The sequence below is a fragment of the Streptomyces sp. NBC_00569 genome (assembly GCF_036345255.1).
In the GTDB taxonomy this organism is placed as follows: Bacteria; Actinomycetota; Actinomycetes; order Streptomycetales; family Streptomycetaceae; genus Streptomyces.
The window spans coordinates 1,844,003-1,870,112 of the sequence record NZ_CP107783.1 but is presented as its reverse complement, the minus strand read 5'-3'; the positions used below and the strand labels follow the sequence as shown (position 1 = coordinate 1,870,112).

General features: G+C 68.0%; 21 protein-coding genes and 3 pseudogenes. 12 read left to right on the top strand and 12 right to left on the bottom strand.

Features of this window, described 5'->3' with window-relative positions; translation table 11 throughout:
* Positions 1-237: 237 nt before the first annotated feature.
* The 4 genes and pseudogenes from OHO83_RS08680 to OHO83_RS08665 form a co-directional block, all read right to left on the bottom strand.
* Positions 238-564, bottom strand: coding sequence for a helix-turn-helix domain-containing protein (locus OHO83_RS08680; RefSeq protein ID WP_330279060.1), 327 nt, complete (start codon positions 562-564; stop codon positions 238-240).
* Positions 561-1,688, bottom strand: coding sequence for a tyrosine-type recombinase/integrase (locus OHO83_RS08675; protein WP_330280741.1), 1,128 nt, complete (start codon positions 1,686-1,688; stop codon positions 561-563). The genes OHO83_RS08680 and OHO83_RS08675 overlap by 4 nt, the downstream gene beginning before the upstream one ends.
* A 215-nt stretch (positions 1,689-1,903) precedes the next feature.
* Positions 1,904-2,269: pseudogene (locus tag OHO83_RS08670) on the bottom strand (transposase); the annotation flags it as partial.
* A gap of 121 nt (positions 2,270-2,390) precedes the next feature.
* Complete coding sequence (locus OHO83_RS08665; protein ID WP_330279059.1) at positions 2,391-3,341, bottom strand: transglutaminase-like domain-containing protein; 951 nt, start codon at positions 3,339-3,341, stop codon at positions 2,391-2,393.
* A 553-nt stretch (positions 3,342-3,894) separates the two neighbouring features.
* On the opposite strand from OHO83_RS08665, the gene OHO83_RS08660 reads away from it, so the two are divergent.
* Complete coding sequence (locus tag OHO83_RS08660; protein WP_330279058.1) at positions 3,895-4,143, top strand: Smr/MutS family protein; 249 nt, start codon at positions 3,895-3,897, stop codon at positions 4,141-4,143.
* A gap of 107 nt (positions 4,144-4,250) precedes the next feature.
* On the opposite strand, the gene OHO83_RS08655 is transcribed toward OHO83_RS08660, so the two are convergent.
* Positions 4,251-5,054 (bottom strand): aldose epimerase family protein, encoded by an 804-nt coding sequence (locus OHO83_RS08655; RefSeq protein WP_330280740.1) that lies wholly within the window; start codon positions 5,052-5,054, stop codon positions 4,251-4,253.
* Positions 5,055-5,356: 302 nt separating this feature from the next.
* On the opposite strand from OHO83_RS08655, the pseudogene OHO83_RS08650 reads away from it, so the two are divergent.
* Positions 5,357-5,689, top strand: a pseudogene (locus OHO83_RS08650) (cardiolipin synthase B); the annotation flags it as partial.
* A gap of 34 nt (positions 5,690-5,723) precedes the next feature.
* Here OHO83_RS08650 and OHO83_RS08645 read toward each other — a convergent pair.
* The 4 genes and pseudogenes from OHO83_RS08645 to OHO83_RS08630 form a co-directional block, all read right to left on the bottom strand.
* Positions 5,724-5,837 (bottom strand): annotated as a pseudogene (locus tag OHO83_RS08645) (GntR family transcriptional regulator); the annotation flags it as partial.
* A 187-nt stretch (positions 5,838-6,024) separates the two neighbouring features.
* Positions 6,025-6,885 (bottom strand): rod shape-determining protein, encoded by an 861-nt coding sequence (locus tag OHO83_RS08640; protein ID WP_330279057.1) that lies wholly within the window; start codon positions 6,883-6,885, stop codon positions 6,025-6,027.
* Complete coding sequence (locus OHO83_RS08635; protein WP_330279056.1) at positions 6,882-7,253, bottom strand: TraR/DksA family transcriptional regulator; 372 nt, start codon at positions 7,251-7,253, stop codon at positions 6,882-6,884. Before OHO83_RS08635 ends, OHO83_RS08640 begins: the two co-directional genes overlap by 4 nt.
* Positions 7,254-7,302: 49 nt before the next feature.
* Positions 7,303-7,626, bottom strand: a complete 324-nt coding sequence (locus tag OHO83_RS08630; protein WP_330279055.1) for a TraR/DksA C4-type zinc finger protein — start codon at positions 7,624-7,626, stop codon at positions 7,303-7,305.
* A gap of 342 nt (positions 7,627-7,968) precedes the next feature.
* Between OHO83_RS08630 and OHO83_RS08625 the strand changes: the two genes are divergently transcribed.
* The 7 genes from OHO83_RS08625 (at position 7,969) to OHO83_RS08595 (ending at position 19,487) form a co-directional block, all read left to right on the top strand.
* Positions 7,969-8,925: a HAMP domain-containing sensor histidine kinase gene (locus tag OHO83_RS08625; protein WP_330279054.1), complete on the top strand. Its 957-nt coding sequence runs from the start codon at positions 7,969-7,971 to the stop codon at positions 8,923-8,925.
* Positions 8,922-9,581 (top strand): response regulator transcription factor, encoded by a 660-nt coding sequence (locus OHO83_RS08620; RefSeq protein WP_330279053.1) that lies wholly within the window; start codon positions 8,922-8,924, stop codon positions 9,579-9,581. The genes OHO83_RS08625 and OHO83_RS08620 overlap by 4 nt, the downstream gene beginning before the upstream one ends.
* 582 nt (positions 9,582-10,163) lie before the next feature.
* Complete coding sequence (gene secD, locus OHO83_RS08615; protein WP_330279052.1) at positions 10,164-12,434, top strand: protein translocase subunit SecD; 2,271 nt, start codon at positions 10,164-10,166, stop codon at positions 12,432-12,434.
* A 306-nt stretch (positions 12,435-12,740) separates the two neighbouring features.
* A complete protein-coding gene (locus OHO83_RS08610) occupies positions 12,741-13,061 on the top strand; it encodes a GYD domain-containing protein (RefSeq protein ID WP_330279051.1) in 321 nt (106 codons plus the stop codon).
* 309 nt (positions 13,062-13,370) lie between these two features.
* Positions 13,371-13,580: a hypothetical protein gene (locus OHO83_RS08605; RefSeq protein ID WP_330279050.1), complete on the top strand. Its 210-nt coding sequence runs from the start codon at positions 13,371-13,373 to the stop codon at positions 13,578-13,580.
* A 593-nt stretch (positions 13,581-14,173) separates the two neighbouring features.
* Entirely contained in the window at positions 14,174-18,925 is a 4,752-nt protein-coding gene (locus tag OHO83_RS08600; RefSeq protein WP_443066096.1) for a DUF6531 domain-containing protein, read from the top strand.
* A gap of 16 nt (positions 18,926-18,941) precedes the next feature.
* Positions 18,942-19,487, top strand: a complete 546-nt coding sequence (locus OHO83_RS08595; RefSeq protein ID WP_330279048.1) for an SMI1/KNR4 family protein — start codon at positions 18,942-18,944, stop codon at positions 19,485-19,487.
* Here the strand turns inward: OHO83_RS08595 and OHO83_RS46930 are convergent.
* Positions 19,399-19,995, bottom strand: a complete 597-nt coding sequence (locus OHO83_RS46930; protein WP_443066033.1) for a peptidoglycan-binding domain-containing protein — start codon at positions 19,993-19,995, stop codon at positions 19,399-19,401. The two genes, OHO83_RS08595 and OHO83_RS46930, sit on opposite strands and share 89 nt — an antisense overlap.
* Before the next feature lie 547 nt (positions 19,996-20,542).
* Here OHO83_RS46930 and OHO83_RS08590 point away from each other — a divergent pair.
* Positions 20,543-20,764, top strand: a complete 222-nt coding sequence (locus tag OHO83_RS08590) for a hypothetical protein (RefSeq protein ID WP_330279047.1) — start codon at positions 20,543-20,545, stop codon at positions 20,762-20,764.
* 132 nt (positions 20,765-20,896) lie between these two features.
* Here OHO83_RS08590 and OHO83_RS08585 read toward each other — a convergent pair whose 3' ends face one another.
* Complete coding sequence (locus OHO83_RS08585) at positions 20,897-21,589, bottom strand: carbon-nitrogen hydrolase family protein (RefSeq protein ID WP_330279046.1); 693 nt, start codon at positions 21,587-21,589, stop codon at positions 20,897-20,899.
* 603 nt (positions 21,590-22,192) lie between these two features.
* Here OHO83_RS08585 and OHO83_RS08580 point away from each other — a divergent pair.
* Positions 22,193-23,533 (top strand): CoA transferase, encoded by a 1,341-nt coding sequence (locus OHO83_RS08580; protein ID WP_330280739.1) that lies wholly within the window; start codon positions 22,193-22,195, stop codon positions 23,531-23,533.
* A gap of 472 nt (positions 23,534-24,005) precedes the next feature.
* Here OHO83_RS08580 and OHO83_RS08575 read toward each other — a convergent pair whose 3' ends face one another.
* On the bottom strand, positions 24,006-25,235 hold the full coding sequence (locus OHO83_RS08575; protein ID WP_330279045.1) for an MFS transporter: 1,230 nt from the start codon (positions 25,233-25,235) through the stop codon (positions 24,006-24,008).
* A gap of 84 nt (positions 25,236-25,319) precedes the next feature.
* Here OHO83_RS08575 and OHO83_RS08570 point away from each other — a divergent pair, with 84 nt between their 5' ends.
* Positions 25,320-25,892 carry a CGNR zinc finger domain-containing protein gene (locus tag OHO83_RS08570; protein WP_330280738.1) on the top strand — a complete coding sequence of 191 codons (573 nt, stop codon included), beginning with the start codon at positions 25,320-25,322 and terminating at the stop codon, positions 25,890-25,892.
* Positions 25,893-26,110: the final 218 nt, after the last annotated feature.

Genomic DNA, 26,110 nt, shown 5'->3' with positions numbered 1-26,110 from the left:
GCGGGCCCGGAAACACAGCATCGACGCCGTCCCGGATCGCTTCGCGTACTGCGATCACGCAGGGCCGGCACAGTCCGTCGCCGTCCAGGTACTCGATCCGGCGGCACCGCGCACAACCCGCCCGTACGGCACGCTGTTTCAGCCACCCGCCGCAGCTCCAACACAGCCCGTCAAGCAGGCGGGGCACTCCCCAGTCCAGACAGAGCGCGCACTGCCGCGCCGCCACCACGGCCGCCGTCAGTTCGGCGGCCGCAGCCGGCGCGGACCATCCCGGCGCGCAACCGGGCGCACCGGCCCCGCCTCGCCGCCGACCACCCGCTCCTGCTCGTCCTGGCCCGCAGCGGTCGCCACCGGCTCGGCCTCCATCAGATCGGCCACTGTGCACTCCAACGCCGTGCAGATCTTGTCCAGATCATCCAGCCGTACCGTCACCGGAGTGCCGCCCCACAGGGCAGCTACCTTGCTCAGCGACGGCGTAAATCCCACCTTCGCGAAGGCCGCCTGCAGATCGACCGGCCGCCAGATGTCGCGCTTGGCCGCCGCCCAGCGCAGATTCCACTTCACCGCAAGCTCCCCATGTCCGCGACCAACCGCTGCCCGGCCCGCGCCGCCGACGACCGCGAGCGGTCCGCGTGCTCCGGATCGGCCTGGGCCGTCGCCAGATAATTGACCGTCGTAGTCGTCCAGCTATGCCCGAGCAACCGCTGCACCTCCCACAACGTCATCCCCCGCTCGTAGTTGTGGGTCGCGCACGCGTGCCGCAGCAGATGCGGGAACAGCTCCGCCACCGGCCCGGGCAGGTACAGCCGCGACGCCGACTTCAGCGCCCGACGGAACGTCGCCGGGACGACCGCCGGCGCGATGGGCATGTTCAACGCCGCCACCGGCTTGGGCAACCGCTCGGAGGGAAAGAGCAGGGCCGCCGGATGCTCCGGATCGTCCCGGAACATGCCCCGCACCTCCTCCACGTACCACCACAACAACTCGCGCCCCTCTTCGAACAGGAACGCCTCCCGCGGCCGGGGCCCGGACCCGCGGGCGCCCTTGCCCTGAACCACAAACCGGCCCCACCGTCCCGACTCCCAGTGCACGTCCTTTACCGCGACGCCACACAGCTCCGCCGCCCGCACCCCGGACAGGTAGGCGATCTTCGCCATCACGTAGTCCCGACATGCCACCGCCTCCTTGCGCGCCTGCGGCAACTCATTCCGCCACACGGCGAAGAACTCCCGCATCGCACGCTGCGATGGAGGCACCCGCAGCCCGAAGTCCCCACGGTGGCGCGGCCGGTTGAACGGATCGACCGGCGACTCGATGACCACGCCGAACAGTCGGTGGATCTCTCCGGCGTACGGCTGCTCCAGGAACGCGAAGTACGCGTCGATCTTGTTGATCTTCGCCAGGACCGTCGACCGTGCCCTCTTGCCCGGCCCGGCGAAGTACCGGTCCAACGCCGCCGGCGTGAGCTGCCACGGCACGACGTCGTAGTGGTCGCACAGCTCGATCACTGGCTTGACCAGCTGGTCGATCGACGCAGGCATCAGCCCCGCCGCATCCCTCGCCCACTGATACTCCGCGAGTGTGTCGAAGAAATATGCCTGCTCGTCCTGCTGCCCCGATCGGCTCGATCGGTAGGTATGAAGAGAGAAGACCTCCGCCAGACCGACCGCATCACGCCCAGGGGCCATGGAACGGGTTTCGAATTCCCCCATGAACCAGCAGATTACGAAGGCCACTCGCGAAATCTGCGAGCAACTACGGGAATCTCACGCCCTTGAGGGATGCCTCGAACACTGGTCCTCCACCAGCCGACTTCGTCCGCTCACGGCCCTACTGGCGATGGACGAACCCGTGCGTACTCCAGTTGTGTATGAGGCTGGTCGCTGGACCGTCCCGAGCGTCAGTAGACGTGGCAGAACAGACGGTCCGGACTGGTCGGCGCATTCGGCCGCAGCCACGCCGAGACATCGACCGCCAGGACCAGACGCCCGTCGGCGGCCTTGGGTTGCGGCAGCATCGCCAGAGCCCTGCGCAGCCGGCCCACGTCGATGCGGCCGCAGTTCAGCGCGTCGTGCAACGCGCCGTTCCCACGCCGGTGTTCGGCCAGCAGCGTCAGGTCCACCGGTGACGTGACCGGCCCGTTCTCGCACAACATCGCGTCGCACAGCTCGAACAGGGTGTCACCGCGTCGAGTGAGGCAGGCGTAGAAGTCTTCCCGGAAGTGTGACGCGAAGTCGAACGCATCGCGCCGGGCGTCATGATGCAGCAAGCTCACTCCTGCGGCCTTCGTATGAACGTGTTTCCTTGGCGGAACGCATGCCTATGCGAGGGCCGTCAGCGTGCACGGCGAACTCCCCAACTAGTGAGCACGTACGAGGCGACGTTCGAGGTCAGAGGACAAGCTCAGAGTCGGGCAGCGGCCAGCCGCGAAGGGTGACCTCGCTCGGGCCGTTGAACGGGGCGAGCGAGGTCACCGTCTGCGGTGTCCGCAACCCGTCGTTGCCCGCGAAGAGCTGCCGCGCCGCAGTGAAGGACACATCGCCAGCCGTCACCTCCGCGGCTTCGTCGTACAGCTCGCGGATGGTGTCCGTCATCGCCTCGTCACTGCCGGCCCCGACACCCCAGACGTCCCAGAGGAGCGTCTCGACCTTGTTGAGCGCCGCGAGGTCGAGGCGGATATTGCCCGTCACGAACCACTCTCCGGTCAGTGGGCCGCCTGGTAGGGGAAGCCCGTATGACTTTGGATCCGCCTCGCCAGCGCGGATCCGCCGCCAGACGTCACCGGCGACCTGGAAGCGGTCGCGCGGGACGTCCATGGGATCGAAGCCCACCTTGTGAGTCTCCACGACGAGTGGGTCTGCCAGCTCCGGATCGGCGAGCAGCCAGCCTCGCGTCGGGTCCCAGTACTCAGTGACCACATGGTCGAAGTGGAAGCCGTCCGCACCGAAGTAGTCGACGAAGCCGGACCGGATCCGGGCGGGTATGCCCGCGTGGCGCAGGAATGAGCAGTGCAGCAGCGCAAAGTCGCGGCAGATGCCGACGAAGCGGTCGCCGAACTCGCGGCGCAGGGACAGCGGGGCGTCGTTGCGCGCGATGACGATCCGCAGGATGTCATCGATGTAGCGCGTCTCGGCGTCGTTGTGGAGACGATCTTTAGGGGCGGCGTACTCGAAGAGGTCACCCTCCAGGCGGTGGACCACCAGGTCCCTGGCGATCCGGGCGAGCTCGCGCGGATCGGCGGGCAAAGCGGCGTACAGCCCTGCGAGGTCTCCGGGGTCAGAGAACGGGCTCTGCGCGGCGTAGAAGGCGGCGGTGTCGGAGGCGAGGCTAGGGATTGGCATGCGCGCAACCGTGCCAAATTCCCCTTGCGAATGTCCATGGATGATGTCGCATCCACATGCAAGGGCCGTCTGCTCGTCCCACAAATGCCGCCAGGCAAACACGTCTGGGTGGCTCGTCGTTTGAGCTCAGAAGTTAAGTGCCAAGCTCATAGAAGACCGAGGATGGTTCCTGAGCACCTAACCTCGCGCTTTCATGGAGCGGGCTGTCCAGCAGGTGATCAGAACAGCTGAAAGTGCCCCTGACCGGCAATGCCGGTGATTTTGGCTCATCCGTGCAGAGAGCGCGTACTGATGGCTCTTTTGGATGAGTGGGTGCGCCTGGAATGTATGGCGAGATGCACCACGATCTGATGATATGTCAAATGATCTCAGGACGGGGGTAACAGGGTTCCCGGTAGGACGGGGGATCGAACGATCAAGATCCGACTGTCTGCGAGGGACCCCGTCGGCTGCTCAGTCTGCCACCGCCGCTGCCTCAATTGTCGATCCCGCATAGCCTTGGGCCGACAAGCCGCGGCCTTCCGAGCCGCCGGACGCAACAGGAGGCTCCGCGTTGCTCACCCTGGATCTGCACCCGATCTTCCGCAACAACCGGGACATCGAACTGGCCCTGCGCCAGGCCATTTTCAAGGCGGCGCGCAGCGGCGAGACCAGCATGGAGATCATTCCGGGCAAGGGCTCGGGCAAGCTGAAGAAGCGCGTGGTCGCGTTCCTCAACCAGCCGCACATCAAGAAGCTGTACGAACGATTCGAGACGGACCCGAGTAACGACGGCAGGATCGTGGTCCACCTCAGGTCGTAAATGGACGCTCGCTGGACAGTTCACTCCGAGACGGTGTCCAGAAGGAGCTTGGCACCGCAGCGCCCCCGCCTCTACGAGACCTTGGGGGCGCCGTCGGCCCGAGGTGTCTAGTTGAGGGGGCGCCAGGCCCAGGAGGTGGACACCTCTAGAGGGTCGATCGTGGTGATCAGGCGGGGGAGGGTGTTGAGCCCGTTCGGGGGTCCGGACTGAGGTGCGACGGCGACGGCCTCGGGCTGCTTGTTCAAGATGGTGACCCATTCGGCACGGCTGGTGACCTTCAGCTCCAGGGCGCCGGGCCAGGTGAGAGTGACGTCCACACCGTTGGGCATGCCGAAGGAGTCGTCCCAGGGGCCAGGTTTGGGGTCGACGCGGCGGCCGGTGGGCGCGTGATCATCGCCTCGTTCCTCCTGCCATGCGGCGTCGAAACCGAGCTCGACGTCGCCGCCGGTGCCGAGGTTGCGCAGGAACCAGGGGTGCCAGCCGACCTGAGCCGGGAAGCTGTCTCCGTCGCTCTCCACCCTCATTGTGAGGGTGACGGCGTTTTCGGCGAGTTCCACCACCTGTGTGACGCGGCCGGAGTAGGGCCAGGGTTGGGCGAGGTCGTAGGTGAACGCGGCGGAGTCCGTGTCGGTGCGGACTGTGCGCCAGGGGGTATCGCGTCCGGTTCCGTGGATGCTGTGCGGTTCGCCCTTGACGGGCATCTGGTGGCGTTCCGTGCCGTTGGCGAACTGTCCGAGCGTGATGCGGCCGCACCAAGGCACCATCGGGAAGGATCCATACTTGGCTCCTTGCCGCAGGACCTCGGTGCCGCGGATGCGGAGGCTGCTGATTCGGCAACCGCTCTCGGGGTCGACTGTCAGCTCGGCGTCTCCGGCTTTCAGGCGGACGTGGTCGGTGCTGGTCACGGGCATCCATTCCGGGATGTCACTCCTGGTGTCCAGCATCAGGAGGTCAGTTGATCCCTTGTCAGTCACCTGCTGACGGCAGGTGGTCGGTTGCAATACTTTCAGTGGCGTCCTGGTTGCGTAGAGTATTCGTCGCGGCGTGTAGTTGTTGACTGCTTCCACCATGCGGCATGCCCGCAACGCCGGCCATATGCCGCGCTCGGCGTGCTCGACCAAGACTGGCCGGACAACGGCCGTGCTCGGCTGTCGCTGGCCAGGCGGACTTTCGTGCTCAGGTCACCGCGGGAGCGTCGGAGTGAGTGGTCGCCGAACTGTTCGACGAGCGCGACCGGTTCGTCCGCAGCGAGCACCATGGCGACTCCGTCGTCCAGGTCGTGCGCGGCTCGGCTTCCTTCGGCTGGCAGGACATGCAGACCCTGCTGCGGGTCGTTCTGGAATCCGCCGAGGAGCGGGTTCGCCTCACCACCGCCTACTTCGCCTTCGACGCCTACTTCATCGGGCTGCTTTGTGCCGCCGCCCGCCGCCCGCCGCCCGCCGCCCGCCGTGGGATGGAGGTGGAGGTCCTGCTGCCCGGTTCGCACACTGACAAGCGGGTGTGCCAGTTGGCGGGGCAGCGGTACTACGAGGACCTGACGGCCTGCCCGCTGCTTCGCCGCTGGGAACCCGTGGCGCCTAGCGCAGCGCGGACCGGGCACCCAGGACCGGCGCCGTCAGCTCGCGCTCGGGCGGCAACCGGCCCCCGGCCTTGTGCTCTCCGGTGAGTACGCGTTCCTCGATGCTCTCGAACACGAGCCCATGCGTGCGGGACTGCCGAACGGGGCGTCACTCGACGGGTATTGGGCAACTCCCTGGCGCTCGGCCGACACGGCACAACCGGACCGGCCACCTATGTCACCCATCGCGTGTGGGAGGAGCGAAGCACGCTGAGTCGCCGATCAGTTTGAGTGCGGCCTCCTGCTTTCGCGCTCATGAGCGCTCATGAGCCGGGGCGCCGCCGCGCTGTCACCTTTCCCTGGCAGGGGTGCGCGGCGGGTTCGGTGTTTCCGTTGATCGAGGGATGGGTGCGCGCGGCCTCGAGGAGTTGGGCTGCGCCTCGGACGGCCGCGGTGTGGGGGGCGGGCACGGGCTTGACAGGGGCGTCGAGTTGACGGGTGAGGTGGTAGGTGATATAGGGGCGCAAAGCGCCTCCGCCGGCCAGGAGTGCGCCTGCCTGCAAGGCGTTGAGCGTCTGGGCGGTGGCGTCCTGTTCCAGCATCGCGGTCACCATCGCGACGATGGCGTCGGTGATCCGCGTCGGTGGAGTGAGGCCGTCCACGTCGCTGGTGCCCAGCGCGGTGTGGCGGGCGTCGGTCACCGCGCCGTCGGTGAGGAGGGTGACCTCGGTGAGGTGGGCGCCGATGTCCACCACGAGCAGGGGACGGGTCAGGTCGGCCCCGGCGGTCATGGCCACGGCTCGTGCGGTGGGGATGGTCAGCACGCTGTACGGCCGCAGGACCTCGACCGCGGTGCGGGCCTCGGTCCGGAAGGCGACTCCTCCGAGTGCGGGGGCAGTCACGACGATCAGGCGGCGGCTGAAGCGGGGCAGGCGGTGGCCGAGCAGGCGGTCGAGCATCCGGGCGGTTGCGGGGGTGTCGACGATGGTGCCGCGTTGGACGGGGTGGATGTCGCCGTCGCCGGGGAAGGTCACCGTGGGCACGTCGAGGATGCTTCGCCGGCCGGAGATCCAGGCCCGGGTGCGGGCGCTGCCCAGGTCAAGGGCGATGCCTGACCATTGGCGGTCCAAGGGCCCAGGCCTCGGCGGGGCATGCACGGCACGCGGTCGGGCTGTGGTGGTCATCGGCCGGCCTCCCTGACCTGCTGGCAATGGGCGCAGTAGCGGGCCTGCGGCACGATCATCAGCCGCTCGAGGGCGATGGGTCGGCAGCACAACTGGCAGGCGCCGTAACGCCCCTGGTCCATGCGCGTGAGTGCTGCTTCCACGTCGGTGAGGACCATGCGGGCGGAGGCGGCGAGTTTGTCGCGGACCGCGAGGTGGGAGTCAGCTTGCCGCTCGGGGACCGCGTCCGTGCGGACCGTGGCGGTACCTGCGATCTGCTGCAGCTGCTCCTGGCGGAACAGGCGCTGCTCTTCCAGGTTTGCGCGCAGTGCTGCGAGGTCGTCGATCGAAAGGATCGTGTGGCGGCCGACGGCGATCTGATGGTTCATCACTTCACCCCTCGGGCACAGCGGGAGACAGAGAATGGGCAGGTGGCTGTCAGGCCGTGGCGCGCTGGCAGGGGACGCAGAACCGCGTGTAGGGCAGGATCTCCAGGCGCTCGACCGGGATGGTCCTGGAGCAGCCCAGGCAGATGCCGTAGCTGCCGTCCTCGACGCGGGTGAACGCGGCCTCGATCTCCTTGAGGACACGCTCGAGGGTGTCTCGCTGCGCCGACATCACCTCCTCCGTGCCCTGTCCTGCCTCACCGATGGTCTGCAGTTGCGTCAGCCGGGAGTTGCGTTCGTGCGCGAGGCGCTGGCGGGTCTCGTGGGCCGTCAGGCGCTCGGGGCGGGCTTCGGTCCGGGACGTGTCGAGCGACATGGTGCGTCCTTCTCTCTACAGGGGCGTACGGAAAGGTGTGATGCGGCGGGGCCGGTGCGGTGACGGTCAGGGATCACGGTGGGTGTGCCATGGCCCACCGTGGCCGATCCGCCGCGAGAAGCCCATCGGGCGCGATACCCATCTGTGGCAGGTCCCGGAGCCCATCCGGCCGTGGGCAGGGCACACGCCCGGAAATGGGGTCCGGCACCCATCGACGGCACGGCAAGGGGGCGGGCAGCCTGGGTCAGGCTGGTCAAGACCAGTGGCCGCGGCTCATGATCGAGGTGAGCGGTGACCGACAGTAGAGGCACAGCCGTGTCATGAAAGGAAGGCGTCATCCCGGTGTCTCTGTTCTGGCGGATCTTCGCTCTCAACGCAGTGGTGCTGAGCGCCGCCACCGCGCTTCTGCTGTGGGCCCCCGTGACCGTCTCGGTGCCGGTCGTGCTGACCGAGGCGGTCATTCTCGTGACCGGCCTGGTGATCATGCTGGTCGCCAACGCGGCCCTGCTGCGGATCGGGCTGGCTCCACTGGACCGGCTCATGAGGCTGATGACCACCGTCGACCTGCTGCGCCCCGGCCAGCGGCTGCCAGAGCGTGGCCGTGGCGACATAGCCGAACTGATCCGCGCCTTCAACGCCATGCTGGAGAGGCTGGAGCACGAACGGGCCACCAGCAGCGCCCGCGTCCTGCTCGCGCAGGAAGGCGAACGGCGCCGCATCGCCCAGGAACTCCACGACGAGGTCGGCCAGAGCATGACCGCGATCCTGCTGTCTTTGGAGCGGGCGGCGAGCGAGGCGGACGAACCCCTGCGCGGTGAACTGCGGCAGGCCCAGGAGATCACCCGCGGGAGCCTGGACGAGGTGCGCCACCTGGTGCGACGGCTCCGTCCGGGCGTGCTGGACGATCTCGGCCTGATCAGCGCCCTGACCTCGCTGACCAGCCAGATCGCCACCCACACCGGACTACGCGTGCGGCGAAGCTTCGCCCCCGACCTGCCCGCCCTGGATCAGCAGACGGAACTCGTGCTGTACCGCGTCGCCCAGGAAGCACTGACCAATGCGGCCCGGCACGCCGAAGCGGACGGTGTCGAGGTGTGCCTGCACCACACCGACAGCGCGGTGGTCCTGGCAGTCACCGACGACGGCCGCGGAACCGGCGTCCCGCACGAAGGCGCGGGGATCCGCGGCATGCGCGAGAGGGCCCTGCTCATCGGGGCCACCCTGGACCTCACCTCCCAGCCGAAGGCCGGTACGCAGGTCCGGCTGACCGTGCCCATCCCCAGAAAGCCACGATCATGACCCAGACGCCCACGATCCGTATCCTCCTCGCCGACGACCATGCCCTGGTACGTCGCGGTGTGCGGCTCATCCTCGACCGGGAGCCGGACCTCGAGGTCGTCGCCGAGGCCGGGGACGGCGCCGAAGCCATCGACATGGCCCGCACCCACGATGTCGACCTGGCCGTGCTGGATGTCGCCATGCCCCGCATGACCGGCCTGCAGGCCGCACGGGAGCTCATCGCGCTCAGACCGGGACTGCGTGTGCTGATGCTGACGATGCACGACAACGAGCAGTACTTCTTCCAGGCGCTGAAGGCCGGCGCCAGCGGATACGTCCTGAAGTCCGTGGCCGACCGCGACCTGGTCGCAGCCTGCCGGGCCGCCATGCGCGACGAGCCCTTCCTCTACCCGGGCGCGGTCACCGCCCTCATCCGCAACTACCTCGACCGCGTCCGCCAGGGCGAGGAACCCCCGGACCAGGTGCTGACCGCCCGCGAAGAAGAGGTCCTCAAACTCGTGGCCGAAGGCCACTCCTCCAAGGAGATCGCCGAGGTGCTCTTCATCAGCATCAAGACCGTCCACCGGCACCGGGCGAACCTCCTGCACAAACTCGGCCTGCGCGACCGCCTGGAGCTCACCCGCTACGCCATCCGGGTCGGCCTCATCGAACCCTGACCTTCCCTGACCGCCTCAAGGCTCCGGCTGCCACTCCCCAGCCGGGACCTTGGGGCCCCACGGCCCGCCGCAAGTCAGCCACACCGACACGCGCCGAAGAGGGGGACGGGCATGGCACGCTCCACGCACACCGTCCCGCGCGCCGGTGGGCTCGGCCCGGCAGCGCTGCTGATCGCTGCCCTGCTCGCCCTCCTGGCCACCCTGTTCAGCCCACCGGCGACCGGCAGCACACACCCCCACGTGCCGGACGACGCGGCACTCACTTCCGCGACGATGCGGGCCGGCAACGGACCTCACACAGACGACGGACATCCAGCCGCGGCCCGTTGCCATCGTGACACCATCGGCGAGCGTCCTTCACCGCCCGTCCCCGCCACCCTCACTCCGTGCTGCACGGCCGACAGCCCGCCGCATTCCACCTCCATGCCGCTTCCGGCGGTGCGCCCGCCCGCCCCTGCACAGACGGCGGACTGTCACCCGACGCGGGCACCACCTCCACCTCCAGGCACCTGAGACACCTTCCCCTTGTTCCGCTGACCGCTGCCACCGTCCTGGCCGCGGTGTGCCTGCCGGAGGCCCGCTGTGAACCGATCCCAACGCATCCGAGGGCTCCTCGCCCTCACCGCCGTCGCCCTGTCCCTGTACATCGCGCTCACCGTGCCGGTCCGCCTCGGGCTCGACCTGCGAGGCGGCACACAGATCGTGCTGGAAGCACAACCCGCCGACGCCACTGTCACCGACGACGAGGCCACCGACCGCACCGTGGAAGTGCTGCGCGGCCGCATCGACGCGCTCGGCGTCGCCGAACCCACCATCGCCCGCTCCGGTGACAACCGGATCGTCGTCGAACTGCCCGGCGTCCAGGACCCGAGGAAGGCGGCCGACGTCCTCGGCCGAACCGCCCAGCTCACCTTCCATCAGGTGCTCGGCACAGCCAACAGTGCCGACGACCTTCCCGAACCACTACCCAAACAGCCCCGCCAGCACGTTCTGGCCGACGAGTCCGGTCGGCTCCTGCGCCTGCAGGCAGCCCCGTTGACCGGCAACGACGTCAAAGAAGCCGTCCCAGGCTTCGACCAGCAGGGCGGCGCCGGATGGCACGTCAGCGTCGACTTCGAAGACAGTGGCCGTGACAACGGGTGGGCCCACCTGACCGGCCAAGCCGCCTGCCACCCGGCGGGTGACCCGGCACGCCGGGTCGCCATCGTCCTCGACGACAAGATCATCTCCTCGCCGCAGGTCGACCCGTCGGTCCGCTGCGTCTCCGGCATCAGCGGCGGCTCCACGCAGATCACCGGGTCCTTCAGCCCCGGCGAAGCGCGGGAACTGGCCCTGCTCATCAACGGCGGAGCCCTGCCCGTGCCGGTCGAGACCGTCGAACAGCGCACCGTCGGCCCCAGCCTGGGCGCCCAAGCCATCACAGCCAGCCTCCGGGCTGCCGTCATCGGCACCGCGCTGACCGCCCTGTTCATCACCGTCGTCTACCGGCTCATGGGCGCGCTGGCCACCGTGGCCCTGGCCTGCTATGGCCTCATCTCCTACGCCGCCCTGGCCGCCCTCGGCGCCACCCTCACACTGCCCGGACTCGCCGGATTCGTCCTGGCCATCGGCATGGCCGTCGACGCGAACGTACTCGTCTTCGAACGAGCCCGCGAAGAGTACGCCGTGCGCCACCGCCCCACCGCACGCTCGTCCCTGGCCGCCGGATTCCGCCGCGCCTTCAGCGCGATCGCCGACTCCAACATCACCACCCTCATTGCCGCCGGCCTGCTGTTCTTCCTCGCCTCCGGACCCGTCCGCGGCTTCGGCGTCACCCTGGGCATCGGCGTCCTCGCCTCCATGCTCAGCGCCCTGGTCATCACCCGCGTCCTCGCCGAGTACGCCGCCGCCCGCCCCTGTGTGCGCCGTCGCCCCCGCATCACGGGCATCGCTCACACCGGAACCGTCCGTGACCGCATCAGCCGCAGCAACCCCCACCTGATGCGCCACCCCCGCCGATGGCTGGCCGCCTCCATCGCCGCGCTGGTCCTGGCTGGCTCCGGCATCGCGCTGCGGGGCCTCGACTTCGGCATCGAATTCACCGGCGGACGTGTCATCGAGTACGCCACCGCCACCCCCGTCGACCCCGACCAGGCCCGCGCCGCACTCGCCGACGCCGGATTCCCCCGCGCCGTCGTCCAGACCTCCGGCGACAACCAGCTCACCGTACGGACCAGCCGGCTCACCAACGCACAGACGGCCGAAGTCACTGAAGCCGTCCGCGATCTGACCGAGCACGCCGGCAAACTCCGCGACGAGAGCATCGGCCCCAGCCTCGGCAAAGAACTGCGCCGCGGCGCCCTCATCGCCCTCGCCGTCGCCCTCGGAGCCCAGCTGATCTACCTCGCGACGCGTTTCCGCTGGCTGTTCGGAACCGCAGCGGTCTCCGCCCTCGCCCACGACGTGGTGATCCTCACCGGCATCTTCGCCTGGCTCGGCAAACCCATCGACGGCGTCTTCCTCGCCGCTCTCCTGACCGTCATCGGCTACTCCGTCAACGACTCCGTCGTCGTCTTCGACCGCATCAGAGAACTGAGCCGGCGCGACCGAAAGGCGCCCCTCTCACGCATCAGCAACGAGGCCCTCCTGCAGACCCTGCCCCGCACCGTCAACACCGGTATGGGAGCGGCCTTCATCCTCACCGCGCTGGCCGTCTTCGGCGGCGACACCCTCACCGACTTCGCCCTCGCCCTCCTCATCGGCCTCGCAGTCGGCACCTACTCCTCCATGTTCACCGCCACGCCCCTCGCCGTCGAGATCCACAACCGCACGCACGTGCCTCGTCCCGCAGCCGGCTCAACAAGCGGAACGTGACACGGAACCGTCGCTCGCAGCCGCCGCCACCTGCCGGCGTGAAGGCGGCGGCCTGCAGGGGGAAGCCGCTCCAGCACACTGGTGATCAGGCCGTGTCAGGGGAGCGTGACAGGGGAACGGGGCTGTGACCTGCACGGACAATATCTCCGGCAGGTGCAAGGTTCGTCGCCGCGATGTGGGACTACGCCGCACGTTGATGCGGGGGCAGGTTCTAACGAGTGAACCAAGCGGTTCCGCGCGTAGCGGCCGATGTGACAGCGGGAAGGTCATTCCACACCGGACAAACGATGGGCAGGAAGCACCCCTATGCCGAAGTTCCTCATCCAGGCCACCTACACGCCCGAGGGCACCAAGGGTCTGCTCAAGGAAGGCGCGAGTAGCCGTCGCGCCGCCGTCGACCATGTCGTCACCAACCTCGGCGGGCAGGTCGAGGCCATGTACTTCGCCTTCGGGGAGGACGACATCGTACTTATCGTCGACTTCCCCGACCCGGTCTCCATGGCCGCCGTCAGCCTCACCGTCAAAGCCAGCGGAGCCCTCCACACCCGGGCCACCCCTCTCCTCACCCTCGACGAGATCGACGAGGCCGCCCGTCAGCAAGTCGCCTTCCGTTCCCCCGGCACGTGAGCCCGGGACCCTTGGCCCCGGTACCCGGAACCGACCGTGCCGCCTACCGTCGTCCGTAACCGACCAGGCAGTGTCGCCTGACATCACCGGCTGACATCAACGGTGCCAGACGCCGGCAACTTCGGGCGGTCATAGGTATCGGTGCAGGCCTGCCCGCAGTCGACCAGAGTGGCTGCTGGGTCGAACTCCTAAAGCGGGTGTCGCAGGTTCGAATCCTGCCGGGGCATCAGCACAAGGGCCCACAGCCACAGATGTTAAAGGCCCCGCACCAGGGCTATCCGGCTCCGTGACGAGCGCTCTCTCATTGCTGTGTCGGCGCAGTCGAACCGCTCCAAGGCGGACCAGGACCCGTCCACCTGGATGCCACCATTTGACGGGGACCGGTGCGAGTACATCACTGACTGGATCACTGTGAAGGTGCGCTGGCAGCTCGCGATCGATTCGTCGGAAGAGGCCGCGCTTGCCGAGAACGCGGCACCCTGCCCCAACGCGCCGGTGACGGTCACCCTCGCACGCTGACAAGACTGTCCCGCTCAGAGCCGAACCGCTGCGTCGGCGTGCTTGGAGCGATCACGCCGAGGCAGCAGCGTAAATCCTGGGGGACCTCACGCGACCCTTGCCCTCCTCCCGGCTCAATTGCCCCACAGGCACCTTTGCGCGAGTGAGTCGCCGAGGGGCGGGCCGCGCTGTGGCTCTCGATCGGTGACGCCGGGTCGTTCTTGAGACTGCTCGGCGCAACCGTGCTCGGTGACGGTGTTTGTGGACGGGCCGTTGCGTGTGGAGACGTTTACCAGGCGGTCCGAGCCGCTCTCCACGGTGACGCAGAGGATCACCGTGGCGCACCTCCCTGACCACGAGTTCGGGCTCGCGCACCACACTCCGACTGCTGGACGACGACGACTGAGCATCAGCCACACTGAGGCCTGGCCGCCCTCCGCCCTAACCCAGCTGTCGTACTCCCAACCGCCGTTTCGAGGAGTGCCTCCAGTGCGGACAGGGTGACCTCGTTCCCACTTGCGTCGCTGTCACTGCTGCCGACTAGAGTTCTTGATCGCGTAGGCGGCAATTTTGCGTTCGTGGGCAGAGTGGGGACCAAGGGGGAGGATGCGGGGATGGGCTACACGATCCCGGGCTGGCTGGACGAGGTTCTGGACTTCATCGGGATCAACTTCCCGAATGTGGACGAGGACGACTACCGTGAAATGGCGGATGCCATGCGGGAGTTCGCGGAGAAATTCGAAGGCCATGGCGGTGACGCGCACAAGGCGGTCTCTCGGATCCTGTCCTCTTCCGAGGGCTGGGCTGTCGATGCGATGGAGAAGCACTGGAGCCAGGTCAAGGCCAGCCATCTGGAGAAACTCCCCGAGCTCGCACGTTTGTTCGCGGACGCCTGTGATGTGCTCGCGGAGATCATCTTCGGAATGAAGACCAAGGCCGAGGCCGAACTCGCCATCATGGCTGCCTCGGTGGGGATCTCGGCAGGACTCGCCGTAGTCACCGGTGGCCTGTCCGCACTGATCGGAGCAGCTGAGGTCACCGCGATGCGTCAGGTGGTCAAGAGGATCATCGACGAGGCTGTGGACCGGGTTGTGGACGAGGTCCTGGCCAAGATAACTGAGCCCGTCAACGCCAAGCTGGAGGCGATGGTCGAGGACATGGTCCTCGACCTCGCGGAGGGGGCATTCTCCGTGCCGCCCGCCAGTGGAGGCAGGGGGCACGGGGGGCATGGCGGGCACGGTGGGTTGCAGCTCGCGTCGGCTGGCGGCTCCAGCGGCAGTGGTGCCGGGGGAGGCGAGAAGGCCACCAGGATCGATCACTTTGAGTTCGAGGACGGTGCGGGGAAGGTTTCACGGCACGGCGGCGAGATGCACTTGGGTGCGGCCTCGCCGCTGTCGCGGGCCAAGGGAGCGTTCGGCCGCAGCAAGGGCCGCGACCCGTTCACACAAGCCTTCGACAGTGTCCTGCACGGTGCGCTCAAGGGCTCAGAGAAGGCCCTTGGCAAAATCTCCAAGCATGTCACCGAGACCGTCCCGGAACGTGTCAAAGCCGCCTCCAAGCTGCACAAGCACAACGACATCGGTGTCCGCGACAAGGCCCGCAACATTCACGTCAATAAGGGTGACGCGGGCGGCGGCTCAGGCCACGGCGATGCCTCCGGTGCTGGGCGCAAGCCCAGCGGGCTGAAGATCGACTCGACCAGGCTGTCGAGGCAGGCCCGCCCCCTGAATGCGCGGGAAACCTGTGGCGACCCGATCGACATGGCCAGCGGTCAGATGATCCTCGCCCAGACCGACGTAGAACTTCCCGGAGTGCTGCCGCTGGTGCTGCGCCGCACCCACCTGTCCGGATATGACGCGGGACGCTTCTTCGGCCCGTCCTGGGCTTCCACTCTCGACGAACGGCTCGAGGCCAACACTGAATGGGGCGGGATCTGGTGGTACCGCGAGGACGGTTCTATTTTGGTCTACCCGCGGCGTCCCGACCTGCCGGGCGACCGCGTTCAACCAGCCGCGGGTGCCCGCCTGCCACTGACCTACGTCACCCGCGGCACTGCCTACTCACTGACCGTACAGGACCCCTTCACGGGCCTGACCCGTCATTTCGAACCCTCCCTTCAGCACGACGGGCTGTGGTGGTTGTCCACGATCGAGGACCGCAACGGCAACAGCGTTGCCATCGAGCGCACTGATGACGACGTCCCCGTACTGGTCGTCCACTCAGGCGGCTACAGCGTCCAGATCGACACGCACGCAGAGCGCCGCCGCGTCACCGGCCTGCGCATGCTCACCGACGAAGGCTCCACGCGCCTGCGCAGCTTTCGCTACGAGGACCGGGGCGACACTGCTGACACCCCCAGCGGACAGGCGCCCGTCACCGCGGGCGACCTGGACGAGGTGCGCACCGCGCTGGATGCTCCGCTCCACTTCACCTACGACGCGGCTCACCGCATCACCGGCTGGCGCGACAGCAACGACACGGTCTACGCCTACAGCTACGACGACCAGCACCGCGTCATTACCACCCACGGCACCGACAACATTCTCAACGCGCGCCTGACCTATGCCGGCCCAGATGAGGACGGCACCAGCACCGTCACATACACCGACTCCCTGGACCACTCCATGGTCTATCGCGCCAACCGGCGCGGCCAGATCATCGCCATCACCGATCCGCTCGGCCACACCACCCGACAGCAATGGGACCGCCACGACCATCTCCTCTCCCGAACCGACCCCCTGGGCCGCACCACCCACTGGGAGTGGAACGACTCCGGCGACCTGGTCCGAACACAGACAGCCGACGGCGCCACCACCCGCATCGCCTACAACGACCTGCACCTGCCGGTGGAACTGATAGGCCCCGACGGCGCTCAGACCCGGCAGGGATTCGACGCCCGCGGCAACCGCACACTCCTGGTCGAACCCGACGGCGCCGTCCACCGCTTCACCCATCACACCACCGGAGCCGTCGCGAGTGCCACCGACCCGCACGGCGCCACCACCACCGTGGAGACCAACGCTGCCGGGCTGCCCCTCACGGTCACTGACCCGCGCGGCGCGACCACCCGGGGCTGCTACGACCTCTTGGGCCGCGCCGTCGAACTCATCAACCCGCTCGGGCACGTGACCGCCCTGGCCTGGGACGCCGAAGGGCGACTGCTGAGTCGCACCACACCAGATGGTGCCCGTGAGTCGTGGGCCTGGGACGGGGAGGGAAACTGCACGAGCCATACGAACCCGCTCGGCGCGCACACTCGCATCGACTACGGTCCCTTCGACCTGCCGGCAGCCCGCATCTCCCCGGACGGCTCGCAGCACCACTTCCGCTACGACACCGAGCAGCGCCTCACCCGCGTCACCAACGCTCAAGGCCACACCTGGAGTTACGCCTACGACGCGGCGGGGCGTCTGATCGCTGAGACCGATTTCGATGACCGCACCACCCGCTACGCTTATGATGCGGCCGGCCAGCCCATAGCCCGCACCGACGCCGCCGGTCAGACCGCCACCTATGCCTTCGACGACGTCGGCCAACTGACAGCGAAAGCGGCTGACGGCCGGCGCACGGAGTACCGCTACGACGCGGCCTCTCGGATGACTCACGCCACCACCCCAGACAGCAGCCTGGAGTTCTCCTACGACCCAGCCGGCCGACTGGCCGCTCAGACGGTGGACGGCGCCGTCCTGCGCTTCACATACGACCAGGCCGGACGACGCCAGAGCCGGACCACGCCCTCAGGCGTAGTGACCACCTGGACCCATGCCGGGGCGGACAGCCCACCACGCATGACCTCATCCGGCCACACCATCGGCTTCACCTACGACGCAGCCGGCCGGGAACTCATCCGCACCGTCGGCGAGTTCGCCACCCTCACCAGCACCTACGGACCCTCAGGCCGCCTGACCGGCCAGGCCGTCACCACCGGCACCGACCACCGCCTGATCCAGCGCAGGACCTACACCCATCGCGCCGACGGCCACCTCACCGGCACCGACGACCTCCACTCCGGCCCGCGCCGCTTCGACCTCGATACAGGCGGGCGGGTCACCGGCGTGCGTGCTGCGAACTGGAGCGAGACCTATACCTACGACGCGATGGGCAACCAGACAGCCGCTACCTGGCCCACACGGCATGCCAGCCCGGACGCCACAGGGCCACGCACCTACACCGGCACCCGCCTCACCAGAGCCGGCAACGTCCGCTACGAACACGACGCCCTGGGCCGCGTCACCCTTCGCCAGAAAACCCGGCTCTCCCACAAGCCCGACAGCTGGCGCTATGAATGGAACGCAGAAGACCAACTGATCGGCTGCACAGCCCCGGACAACACACGCTGGCGCTACACGTACGACGCTCTGGGCCGACGCACCGCCAAACTCCGAATGGCCCCAGACGGCCAGAGAGTCCTGGAGCGCACCACGTTCACGTGGGACGGCACCACCCTGTGCGAACAGACCGTCCACACCACGAACGCCCCGGAACTCATCACCTTCACCTGGGACCACGACGGCCACACCCCCGTCGCCCAGACGGAGACCAAATCCCTTGCCACCGCACCGCAAGAAGCCATCGACCAACGCTTCTTCGCCATCATCACCGATCAGATCGGCACCCCCACCGAACTGATCGACGAGTCAGGCACCATCGCCTGGCGCACCCGCGCCACCCTCTGGGGCGCCACCACCTGGAACAAGAACGCCTCCGCCTACACCCCCCTGCGCTTTCCCGGCCAGTACTACGACCCCGAAACGGGCCTGCACTACAACTACTACCGCCACTACGACCCCGAGTCAGCCCGCTACCTCACCCCAGACCCGCTCGGACTGCCCCCTGCTCCCAATCCACTCGCCTACGTCGACAACCCGCACTCACTCAGCGACCCGCTCGGGCTCACCCCCTGCGACGAGAACGACGTCACCTGGGGCGACCGGGTCCAATACGGCAACCTCGGCCCGCACAACCGTGCTACGTCGATGCACGCCACCATCACCAAGGACATGCTCGGCGGCAAAACCGGCCCACAGGTCGACCCGGCCGGCTGGGAATCCGGTAAGGGATACAACCGCGCCCACCTACTCGCAGCCATGATCGGCGGATCCAACAAAGACCCGCGCAACTTCGTCACCATGCACAGCTACGCCAACTCGCCCGTCATGCGGCAGGTCGAACTGCAGGTCCGCAACGCCGCCAGAGACGGTGAGATCATCCAGTACAGCGTGACGCCCATCTACGCCGACGACAATGCGAAAATTCCCCTCGGTGTGACCATCGAGGCCCACGGCAACAACGGCTTCCAGATGCGTCCGCACGGCAGTGACGGCGATGGAACCAACATCTTCACGATCTGGAACCGCAAGCGGTGACGAAAGGACTCAACAGATGAACCCCGACCTGACCCAGCTCACCGAGCTGCTGCCGCGGCCCCACGGCAGCGGCCAGGTTCCGGACTGGAACGCCGCCGAAAGCACCCTGCAGAGCGCGCTGCCCGGGGACTACAAGGAACTCATCGAAGCCTACGGAGGCGGCGGCTTCATCGACGGCTACCTGCTGCTCCTGGAGCCGGGATGCCGCAATGACGTCTACGACCTGATCAAGATCTCGGCGGAACGCGAGGAGGCCAACGACTCCCTGTGGCAGTTCGAGGACAAGCCGGCCGAGCTGGAGGCCGAGGGCAGCCGCCTGATCTGCTGGGCAACCACGGACAACGGCGAGTACCTGTACTGGCTCATGCAGCCGGGTGACGACCCCGACACCCGCCCTATCCTGATCAACGACGAGTCCGGCGAGGAGTGGGAGCGATACGACATGACCGTGACCCGCTTCCTCGTCGGGGAACTCAGCGGAGAGATCCGCTCACAGATCCTGTGGGATCAGTTCCCGCAGCCTGACCACGAGTTCCGCACCGCCCATGAGATGGCGGACTAACTGACCGCTTCGAAATGCGACGGATGGGGAAGGCCAACTGGCCTTCCCCATCCGTCGCATGCGAGGTGAACCACGACGACGGTGGCCACACTGTCGGGATCCAGCTCGCGGACGCCCAGCGCGGAGCGGATTTCGGAATCTGTGCTGCCCAGTACCGAGTTTGTGGTTGCACCCGTCTAGGACGGCCAATCAGGGCAGACGCGACGTTCGCGCGATGGTTGTCGCCCGACATCCTCACCAGGCTCGCGACGTCCTCGCCCATTCGGGGGGCAATCGGCTGCTCAGGATAGGGGTTGTAGCAGTCCAGGGCCGGGTGGTAGAGCACTTGCCAGGTGCGGTCCTCGATGATGCCGCTCGCCGGGAGACCGTGGCACCCCTGGATCCACTCGATCTTCTTCAGCATGACCGAGTCAAAGACCCCGTCGAGGGTGAGCTTGGGCGGCTCGCCTCCCCACGCGTTGCTCAAGCACTGAGCCTGCTTTACCCCCACCCCGGTGTCCCCGACCATCACCGTGGGCCGAGACGCGGACGAGAGGTAGGAACACTGATCAGGGACGGCTGCGGCGACAGGTGGCACTGTCAGGCCTAGCGCTGCGGCTGTACACAGCGCCGCACCCACAGTGGCCAGTCTCTGCTGTCTCATACCGCTCCTTCCGGTCCGGCCGCGTGCTGGTGCGGCTCGGCGTCTGAGGGCGATGGATCGGTCCCATTATCCCCACGGTCAACAACGCCTGCGAGTTGCGACCGTTACGGCCGTGGCACCGGCGTAATGAGGCGGCCAGACCGTCCGCCAGCTCGCGTACGTGGTGCGCCGGCTGCACAGGTGGGGACCGGCGTATGTGGGTCGCAGAGCACGCAGACAGCGGTGAGCATGGAACTCGGCGGTCTGATGTTGCCCGGGCGAGAGGTACGCGGAAAGTGCGAGGGCATTTAGCTCGGCTTGGTCATAGAAGGCGACCAACCACACGGGACGGTGGGCGTCGGGGTCTGCGCGGTCTGGCGGGATAGCGCAGCGACTCGGGCGTGTACTCAGGCAGGGCGCCAGCGGCGGTGGCATGGTCGTCGGCATCGCGTGTGGAGACGTTGCCGACCAGCTCGATGATCATCAGGCCCGCCAGGTGCGCGCATGGATCCAAGACCACCGCGAGCACCATCGGGCGATCGGACAGCTCGCTCGCGGGATCACCGATGCGCTCGTTGTCTGCGACGGCAGCGTCCAGGTTGTCCTGGCCGCCACGCCCGGCGCCTTCGGCCCCGACGGTGAGAGCGTGCCATAAGGCGCGCCCCTGCAGTGCCGTCCTTTCGGCGACTCCCCATAGATCTCTGCCCGGTGGCGCCGATGACGTCGGCCCGGCCATCGAGAGCCCTCTGTCACCTGCCCGTCGAGGCTGCCCTGCTCTGCCTCGCACTCACTTGATGAAAACAGCCCGCGCGATCTCGTCGGGGGCGGCGCCGGCCTCCGCGACCAGTTCCCCGTTGGCGGACCAGATGCCCGAACGTCCGGACGTGCGGTCGAACCCGCCACCGGTCGGGCCCGCGAAGGCCGCTGTGGCGACCCACACTCCGTGGTCGGCTGCGACCCGACGGGCGCGCTCGCCGTGGACCTCAGCCTCGTGATCCGCGTGGACGACCCCGGCCACATACCCGTCGATTCCCAGCGCGGCCGTCTTCGCGGCATGCTCAGGGATACCCGTGTCGCGGCAGACGGCGAGCCCCAGCCGCCACCCGTCCACTTCGATCACGGTGGGTTCTCCCGGCACAAATCGGGTGGCCTCGCTGCCGTGGAGGTGCACCTTCCCATAGGCCACCCGCGCACCGTCGCCCCCTACTGCCAGGATGCCGATGCGTGGACCCGGCACAGGCGCGCCGACCAAGGCAAGCGCGCCCGTCTCCGCGCATGCGGCGACGATCGGAGCCAGTCGTTCATCGTCCGGAAGGACCGGCACCGCGTCCAGCTCGTATCCCGTCAGCGACATCTCGGGGAAGACCACCACTCGCGCGTCTGCCGCCCGAACGGCCTCCGCATGAGCCACCGCGTTGGCCGTCACGTCGTAAGCCGTGCACCTCGGCTGCGCTACCGCAATGCTCAACGGCTGCTGCACCCCGAACTCCCTTCGTCGCATCTACGAGCACCCTACCTAGCGGCCACCCACTGCTCCCCGGCCTCGTCACCCAAAGTCACTGTTCGAGGCTCCCGGTGGACCGATACGCGACAGTTGAAAAGAGAGCCCACCAGTGCCAAGGCCGGTCATGGGCACAGAGCAACCCCCTAGGTGTCGAGTGCTGGTGGCGGCGCGAGCCATGCAGCAGAAGCCCGCCGCCGCGCACTGCTGAGGAAGGGGAAGGGCCATCGTGCCCGCTTCGCCGCGCTCAACGAGGCGTTCCAGCACCTCGGCAGGGCCGACGTGTACGTGGCAGGAATGGCAGCCGGAAGACCTGATCGAGGTCTGGACGCTCCTTGAAGACGACATGGCGAAGCTGCGGAACAAGTCGCGGGCAAACCGGCTGGGGTTCGTACTGCTACGGCTCGGCCTCACGCTGCTTCAAGATCGCTGACACATGACTTAACCCCGAACCGAAAACCTCAGTAGTACGTCGGCGAGGGTCCCGGGTGCGTGGCGCCCGGGACCCTTCCCGTAGGTGGCACTTAGTGCCATAGTGCGGGTGTGAGCTCTCCAATCTTCGCAGGTACGGCACAGGCTTGGATGGCACTGGGTGCCGATTCTTCTCTGCTCGACCGGGTGTCATACGGCGGTCCGTCCGGAGGGCTGCCAACGCGGCTGCCCGTCATGGAGCTGGCGCGGGCCACTGTCGCGGTGTGCTCGCTCGCGGCCGCCGAGCTCACTTCCGTACGCACGGGGCGGCCCGTGCCCCGGGTGCGGGTCGACGACGAGTCGGTGGCGACGGCGTTCCTCAGCGACCGGCTGGTGCGGGTCGACGGGCAAGCGTGGTCGACCTTCGCGCCGCTGTCCCGGTTCTGGCGGGCGGCCGATGGATGGGTCCGTACGCACGCCAATTACCCGCACCATCGGGCCCGGCTGCTCGCCGCTCTCGGGGTGCCGGGGGACGCTGGCGAGGAGGCGGTGGCCGGGGCGATCGCGGGGCGTACCGCGCTGGAGGTGGAGGAGACCGTGTACGCGGCGGGCGGTCTGGCCGTCGCGGCACGCAGCCCCGAGGAATGGGCCAAGAGCGAGCAGGGGGTCCTGGTCGCGGGGCAGCCGCTGCTGACGACGGCGCGCGTCGACGACGCCCCGAACCGGGTGCTCGGTGACGCCGCGCTGCCGTGCACAGGGCTGCGCGTCCTGGATCTGACCCGGGTGCTCGCCGGGCCGGTCGCCACCCGAACGCTGGCGCTGCTCGGGGCGGACGTGCTGCGGATCGACGCCCCACAGCTGCCGGAGAGTCAGGAAGCCCACAACGACACCGGGATGGGGAAACGCTCGACCACCCTGGACCTGGGTGACGTCACCGGCCGCCGGGTCTTCGAGGAGCTGCTCGACGAGGCGGACGTGGTGGTTACCGGTTACCGGCCGGGCGCGCTGGACCGGTTCGGGCTGACGCCCGAGGCGCTCGCCGGGCGCCGTCCGGGTCTCGTGATCGCCCAGCTGTCCGCGTGGGGCCGTTACGGGCCGTGGCACGAGCGGCGCGGCTTCGACAGCCTGGTCCAAGTGGCCACCGGCATCGCCGAACTGGAGGGTTCGCCGGACTCGCCCGGCGCGCTGCCCGCCCAGGCGCTCGACCACGGCACCGGCTATCTGCTGGCGGCCGGGGTGCTACGCGCGCTCACCGAGCAGCACCGCACGGGCGGCACACGGCTGGTCCGCCTGGCCCTGACGCAGACCGCCCACTGGCTGGTCCACGACCTGGCCCCCGCTCCGGGCGAGGATGACGGCTTCGACGCCGGGCGCTGGCTGACCGAGACCGACAGCCCCATGGGCCGACTGCGGCACGCGCTGCCGCCGGTGTCGTACGAGGGAGGCCCGGTGAACTGGGCACGACCGCCGGGTCTGTGGGGCACGGACGCCGCGGTCTGGGGCGGCGCCTGACGAAAACTGTCGACGATTCGGGGTGGTGCGCTCTTCAGGCCGATGCATCCGTGTCCGGCCTCGGGGATCAATGCAACCGTGGTTGGCACTGAGATTGATCACGGTGCGGGCTTGGTGGCAGTTTCATAGGTGGCAGCCTGTGCTGGAGCGGTCAGTGCGGCGGTGGACACGGCGAGCATGGCGGCGGCACCAGCGAAGTACTTGATCCTGCTCGACACCCTCGGAGACCGTACTGCCGCGCAGGCGTGCAATCGCCGCTGGGCCACCCGAAAGGATCGGCTGGCCCAGCTGTTTGCAGGAAGCGCAGGCCATGAAGGGTTGCTTCCGTTGACGCTATGAGGAGGAACCTGAGGGGACGCCCCAGGGATCCGGTTTCTCGGGCCTTCGGAAGGGCATCAGACGGCCACTGCGCGCCGGTCAATCAGTCAACCAGGTGCAGTGACCCGTCAGTACCTTCCGGTGAGGAGTGATGTCATCCGGTTGCAGGCGGATCGGTGGCCTGATCCAAGAAGGGAGTCTCACCTCGTGCACGATCACTGGCCGTGCGGATCCAGGCAGGATGCAAAGCGGCGAGAACCAGGCATGCAAGGGACGCTGCGCACCACAGTCCGGTGGGTCCGACGTGCTCCAGCAGCTGTGTGCCGGTGACCGGGGCGACGATCCCGCCGATCCCCCAGCTTGTGCCGTAGACCGCCAGGTAACGCCCCTTTGCCCCGGTGGGGGCCAGGCCGGCGACGAATGCGTACGCGCGGCCCACAAGTAGGAGGTCGCCCACACTCCACACGATGGTGGCTGCGATATATGCGACCAGGTTGTGAGCGAGCGCGTACCCGGCAAGGCCGAGGGCCAGTAGGAGGTAGCCACTGATGAAGGCAGCGGATGCTGATATCGAGGCAACGCGGCTGAGCTGTAGTAGTGGTTGCCCGGAGGTGATCGTCAGGGCGGACGTAGTGAACAGCAGTCCAGCGTCGGCGGGTTGCAGTCCGCGCAGTTCCAGGGAAAGCGGCAGCATGGCCATGAGCTGGAGATAGACCACCGCGAACAAGGTTCCGGCCGCGAGCATGACGAGCAGCGATGGGTCTCGCCAGGGGGCGGCGCTCACGGCCCGCTCTGCTGCCGCCTTCGCGGCGGGACGGTCTGCGGGCAGCACCAGGTGCACTATCAGCGCGCAGAACAGGCATGTGACGGCGTCCAGTGCGAACAGCCACCGCAGGTCCCAGCGGCCGACCCCCGTCGCCAAGAGCCCCGCGCCCATGCCGGCCACGGCGAGCGCCACGTTCAACAGGCTGTAGGCGCGGACCTGTTCACTCGGTGCCACGACGTCCGCGATCATCGCCTGGCTGGGCGGCTCATAGATCTCAAAGGCCAGCCCCAGCAGTACCGCGAAGCAGGCTGCCGACACCAGGCCGCTGGACAGGGCAAGGCCCAGTTGCGCCAACGCGCACCCGGTCAGTCCGATCACGATCGTGCGGCGCGTGCCGACGTGGTCGGCCAGTCGGCCGCCGATCAAGCGCGAGGGGATTGTTGCGAGTCCGAAGGCGGCACTGATGTATCCGGCGGCTGCGGCACTCGCGCCGAAGTTCGTCGTGGTCAGCACGGTAAGGAACGACAAGGAAAACGCACCCAGACGGTTCACTGCTCGCGCCGCGATCAGCAAGCGCACCGTGCGCGGCAAAGCCTTCCCGCCCTGCGCAGATTCCACGAACCCCCCTCGTGCGTGACCGGCGAAACGACTATCGTCGGTTGCTCATGCACGCTAAGGGTCGAAGGAGTGACCGGTCAAGTGATGTTCGATGGTCACGTGGTGACGCTGCTCGATGCCGCTGTCTCCCTCGTGAATACGCTGACCGACGGCCTTCGGCAGGGCCGCCCCTACACCGCTCCGCACGGTGACCAGCTCCCACAGGCGATTCACGAAGCGCTGCCGCTCGCCTCGGATCGCTCCAACGTCGAACCGGACCACGCCGCCTATCTCGTGCACACCGCCCACCAGATGCGAGGGGTCTTCGAGGCCGCCGACAGCGGCCACATCGACCAGGCAGCTCGGGCCGTGAACGTCCTCCTGCGCACCACCGGCGCCCGTCCACAACTCGACTGCGTCGATGGCGAGCCCTGGCAGGTCCACTTCCACGGCTCCGACGACAGTCTCTCCGTGGGGTGGAGTGCCGGATGCGCCACCGCCCTGGCGCTGGCGATCGGCAGCAGCCTCGCCGGACGTCTCGGAGTCTGCACGGCCCCCAACTGCGACCGCGTGTATGTCGACGCCTCTCGCAACGCGGTCCGCCACTTCTGCTCTACAGCCTGCCGGAGCCGGGTCAAGGCGGCGGCATTCAGGGCGCGCAAAGCATCCCGCAACTAGCTCCTTGTGCCTCCGCGGTGCGTCAGGCGGAGGAGTCGATCGGCTGGCTGGCACGGGGAACGACAGCGAGGCGGGCCGCGGCTGGCGTGCCGGTAGCGGCCTGAGGGCCGCGCAGCCGGGCGATCTCCTCGTGCTGGGCGGCGAGGCGCGACAGCGCGAGGGCCTTGAACTCGCTTAGCTTCTCAATCTCCTCGCTCTGGCGGGCGGCGCGTTCCCGT

Coding starts and splice junctions, on each gene's coding strand:
- OHO83_RS08675 (WP_330280741.1), bottom strand. CDS start 1,688: ATGGCCCCTGGGCGTGATGCGGTCGGTCTGGCGGAGGTCTTCTCTCTT.
- OHO83_RS08665 (WP_330279059.1), bottom strand. CDS start 3,341: ATGCCAATCCCTAGCCTCGCCTCCGACACCGCCGCCTTCTACGCCGCG.
- OHO83_RS08655 (WP_330280740.1), bottom strand. CDS start 5,054: ATGCCCGTGACCAGCACCGACCACGTCCGCCTGAAAGCCGGAGACGCC.
- OHO83_RS08640 (WP_330279057.1), bottom strand. CDS start 6,885: ATGACCACCACAGCCCGACCGCGTGCCGTGCATGCCCCGCCGAGGCCT.
- OHO83_RS08635 (WP_330279056.1), bottom strand. CDS start 7,253: ATGAACCATCAGATCGCCGTCGGCCGCCACACGATCCTTTCGATCGAC.
- OHO83_RS08630 (WP_330279055.1), bottom strand. CDS start 7,626: ATGTCGCTCGACACGTCCCGGACCGAAGCCCGCCCCGAGCGCCTGACG.
- OHO83_RS08620 (WP_330279053.1), top strand. CDS start 8,922: ATGACCCAGACGCCCACGATCCGTATCCTCCTCGCCGACGACCATGCC.
- OHO83_RS08610 (WP_330279051.1), top strand. CDS start 12,741: ATGCCGAAGTTCCTCATCCAGGCCACCTACACGCCCGAGGGCACCAAG.
- OHO83_RS08600 (WP_443066096.1), top strand. CDS start 14,174: ATGGGCTACACGATCCCGGGCTGGCTGGACGAGGTTCTGGACTTCATC.
- OHO83_RS08595 (WP_330279048.1), top strand. CDS start 18,942: ATGAACCCCGACCTGACCCAGCTCACCGAGCTGCTGCCGCGGCCCCAC.
- OHO83_RS46930 (WP_443066033.1), bottom strand. CDS start 19,995: ATGGTCGGGGACACCGGGGTGGGGGTAAAGCAGGCTCAGTGCTTGAGC.
- OHO83_RS08590 (WP_330279047.1), top strand. CDS start 20,543: ATGGTCGTCGGCATCGCGTGTGGAGACGTTGCCGACCAGCTCGATGAT.
- OHO83_RS08580 (WP_330280739.1), top strand. CDS start 22,193: ATGGCACTGGGTGCCGATTCTTCTCTGCTCGACCGGGTGTCATACGGC.
- OHO83_RS08570 (WP_330280738.1), top strand. CDS start 25,320: ATGTTCGATGGTCACGTGGTGACGCTGCTCGATGCCGCTGTCTCCCTC.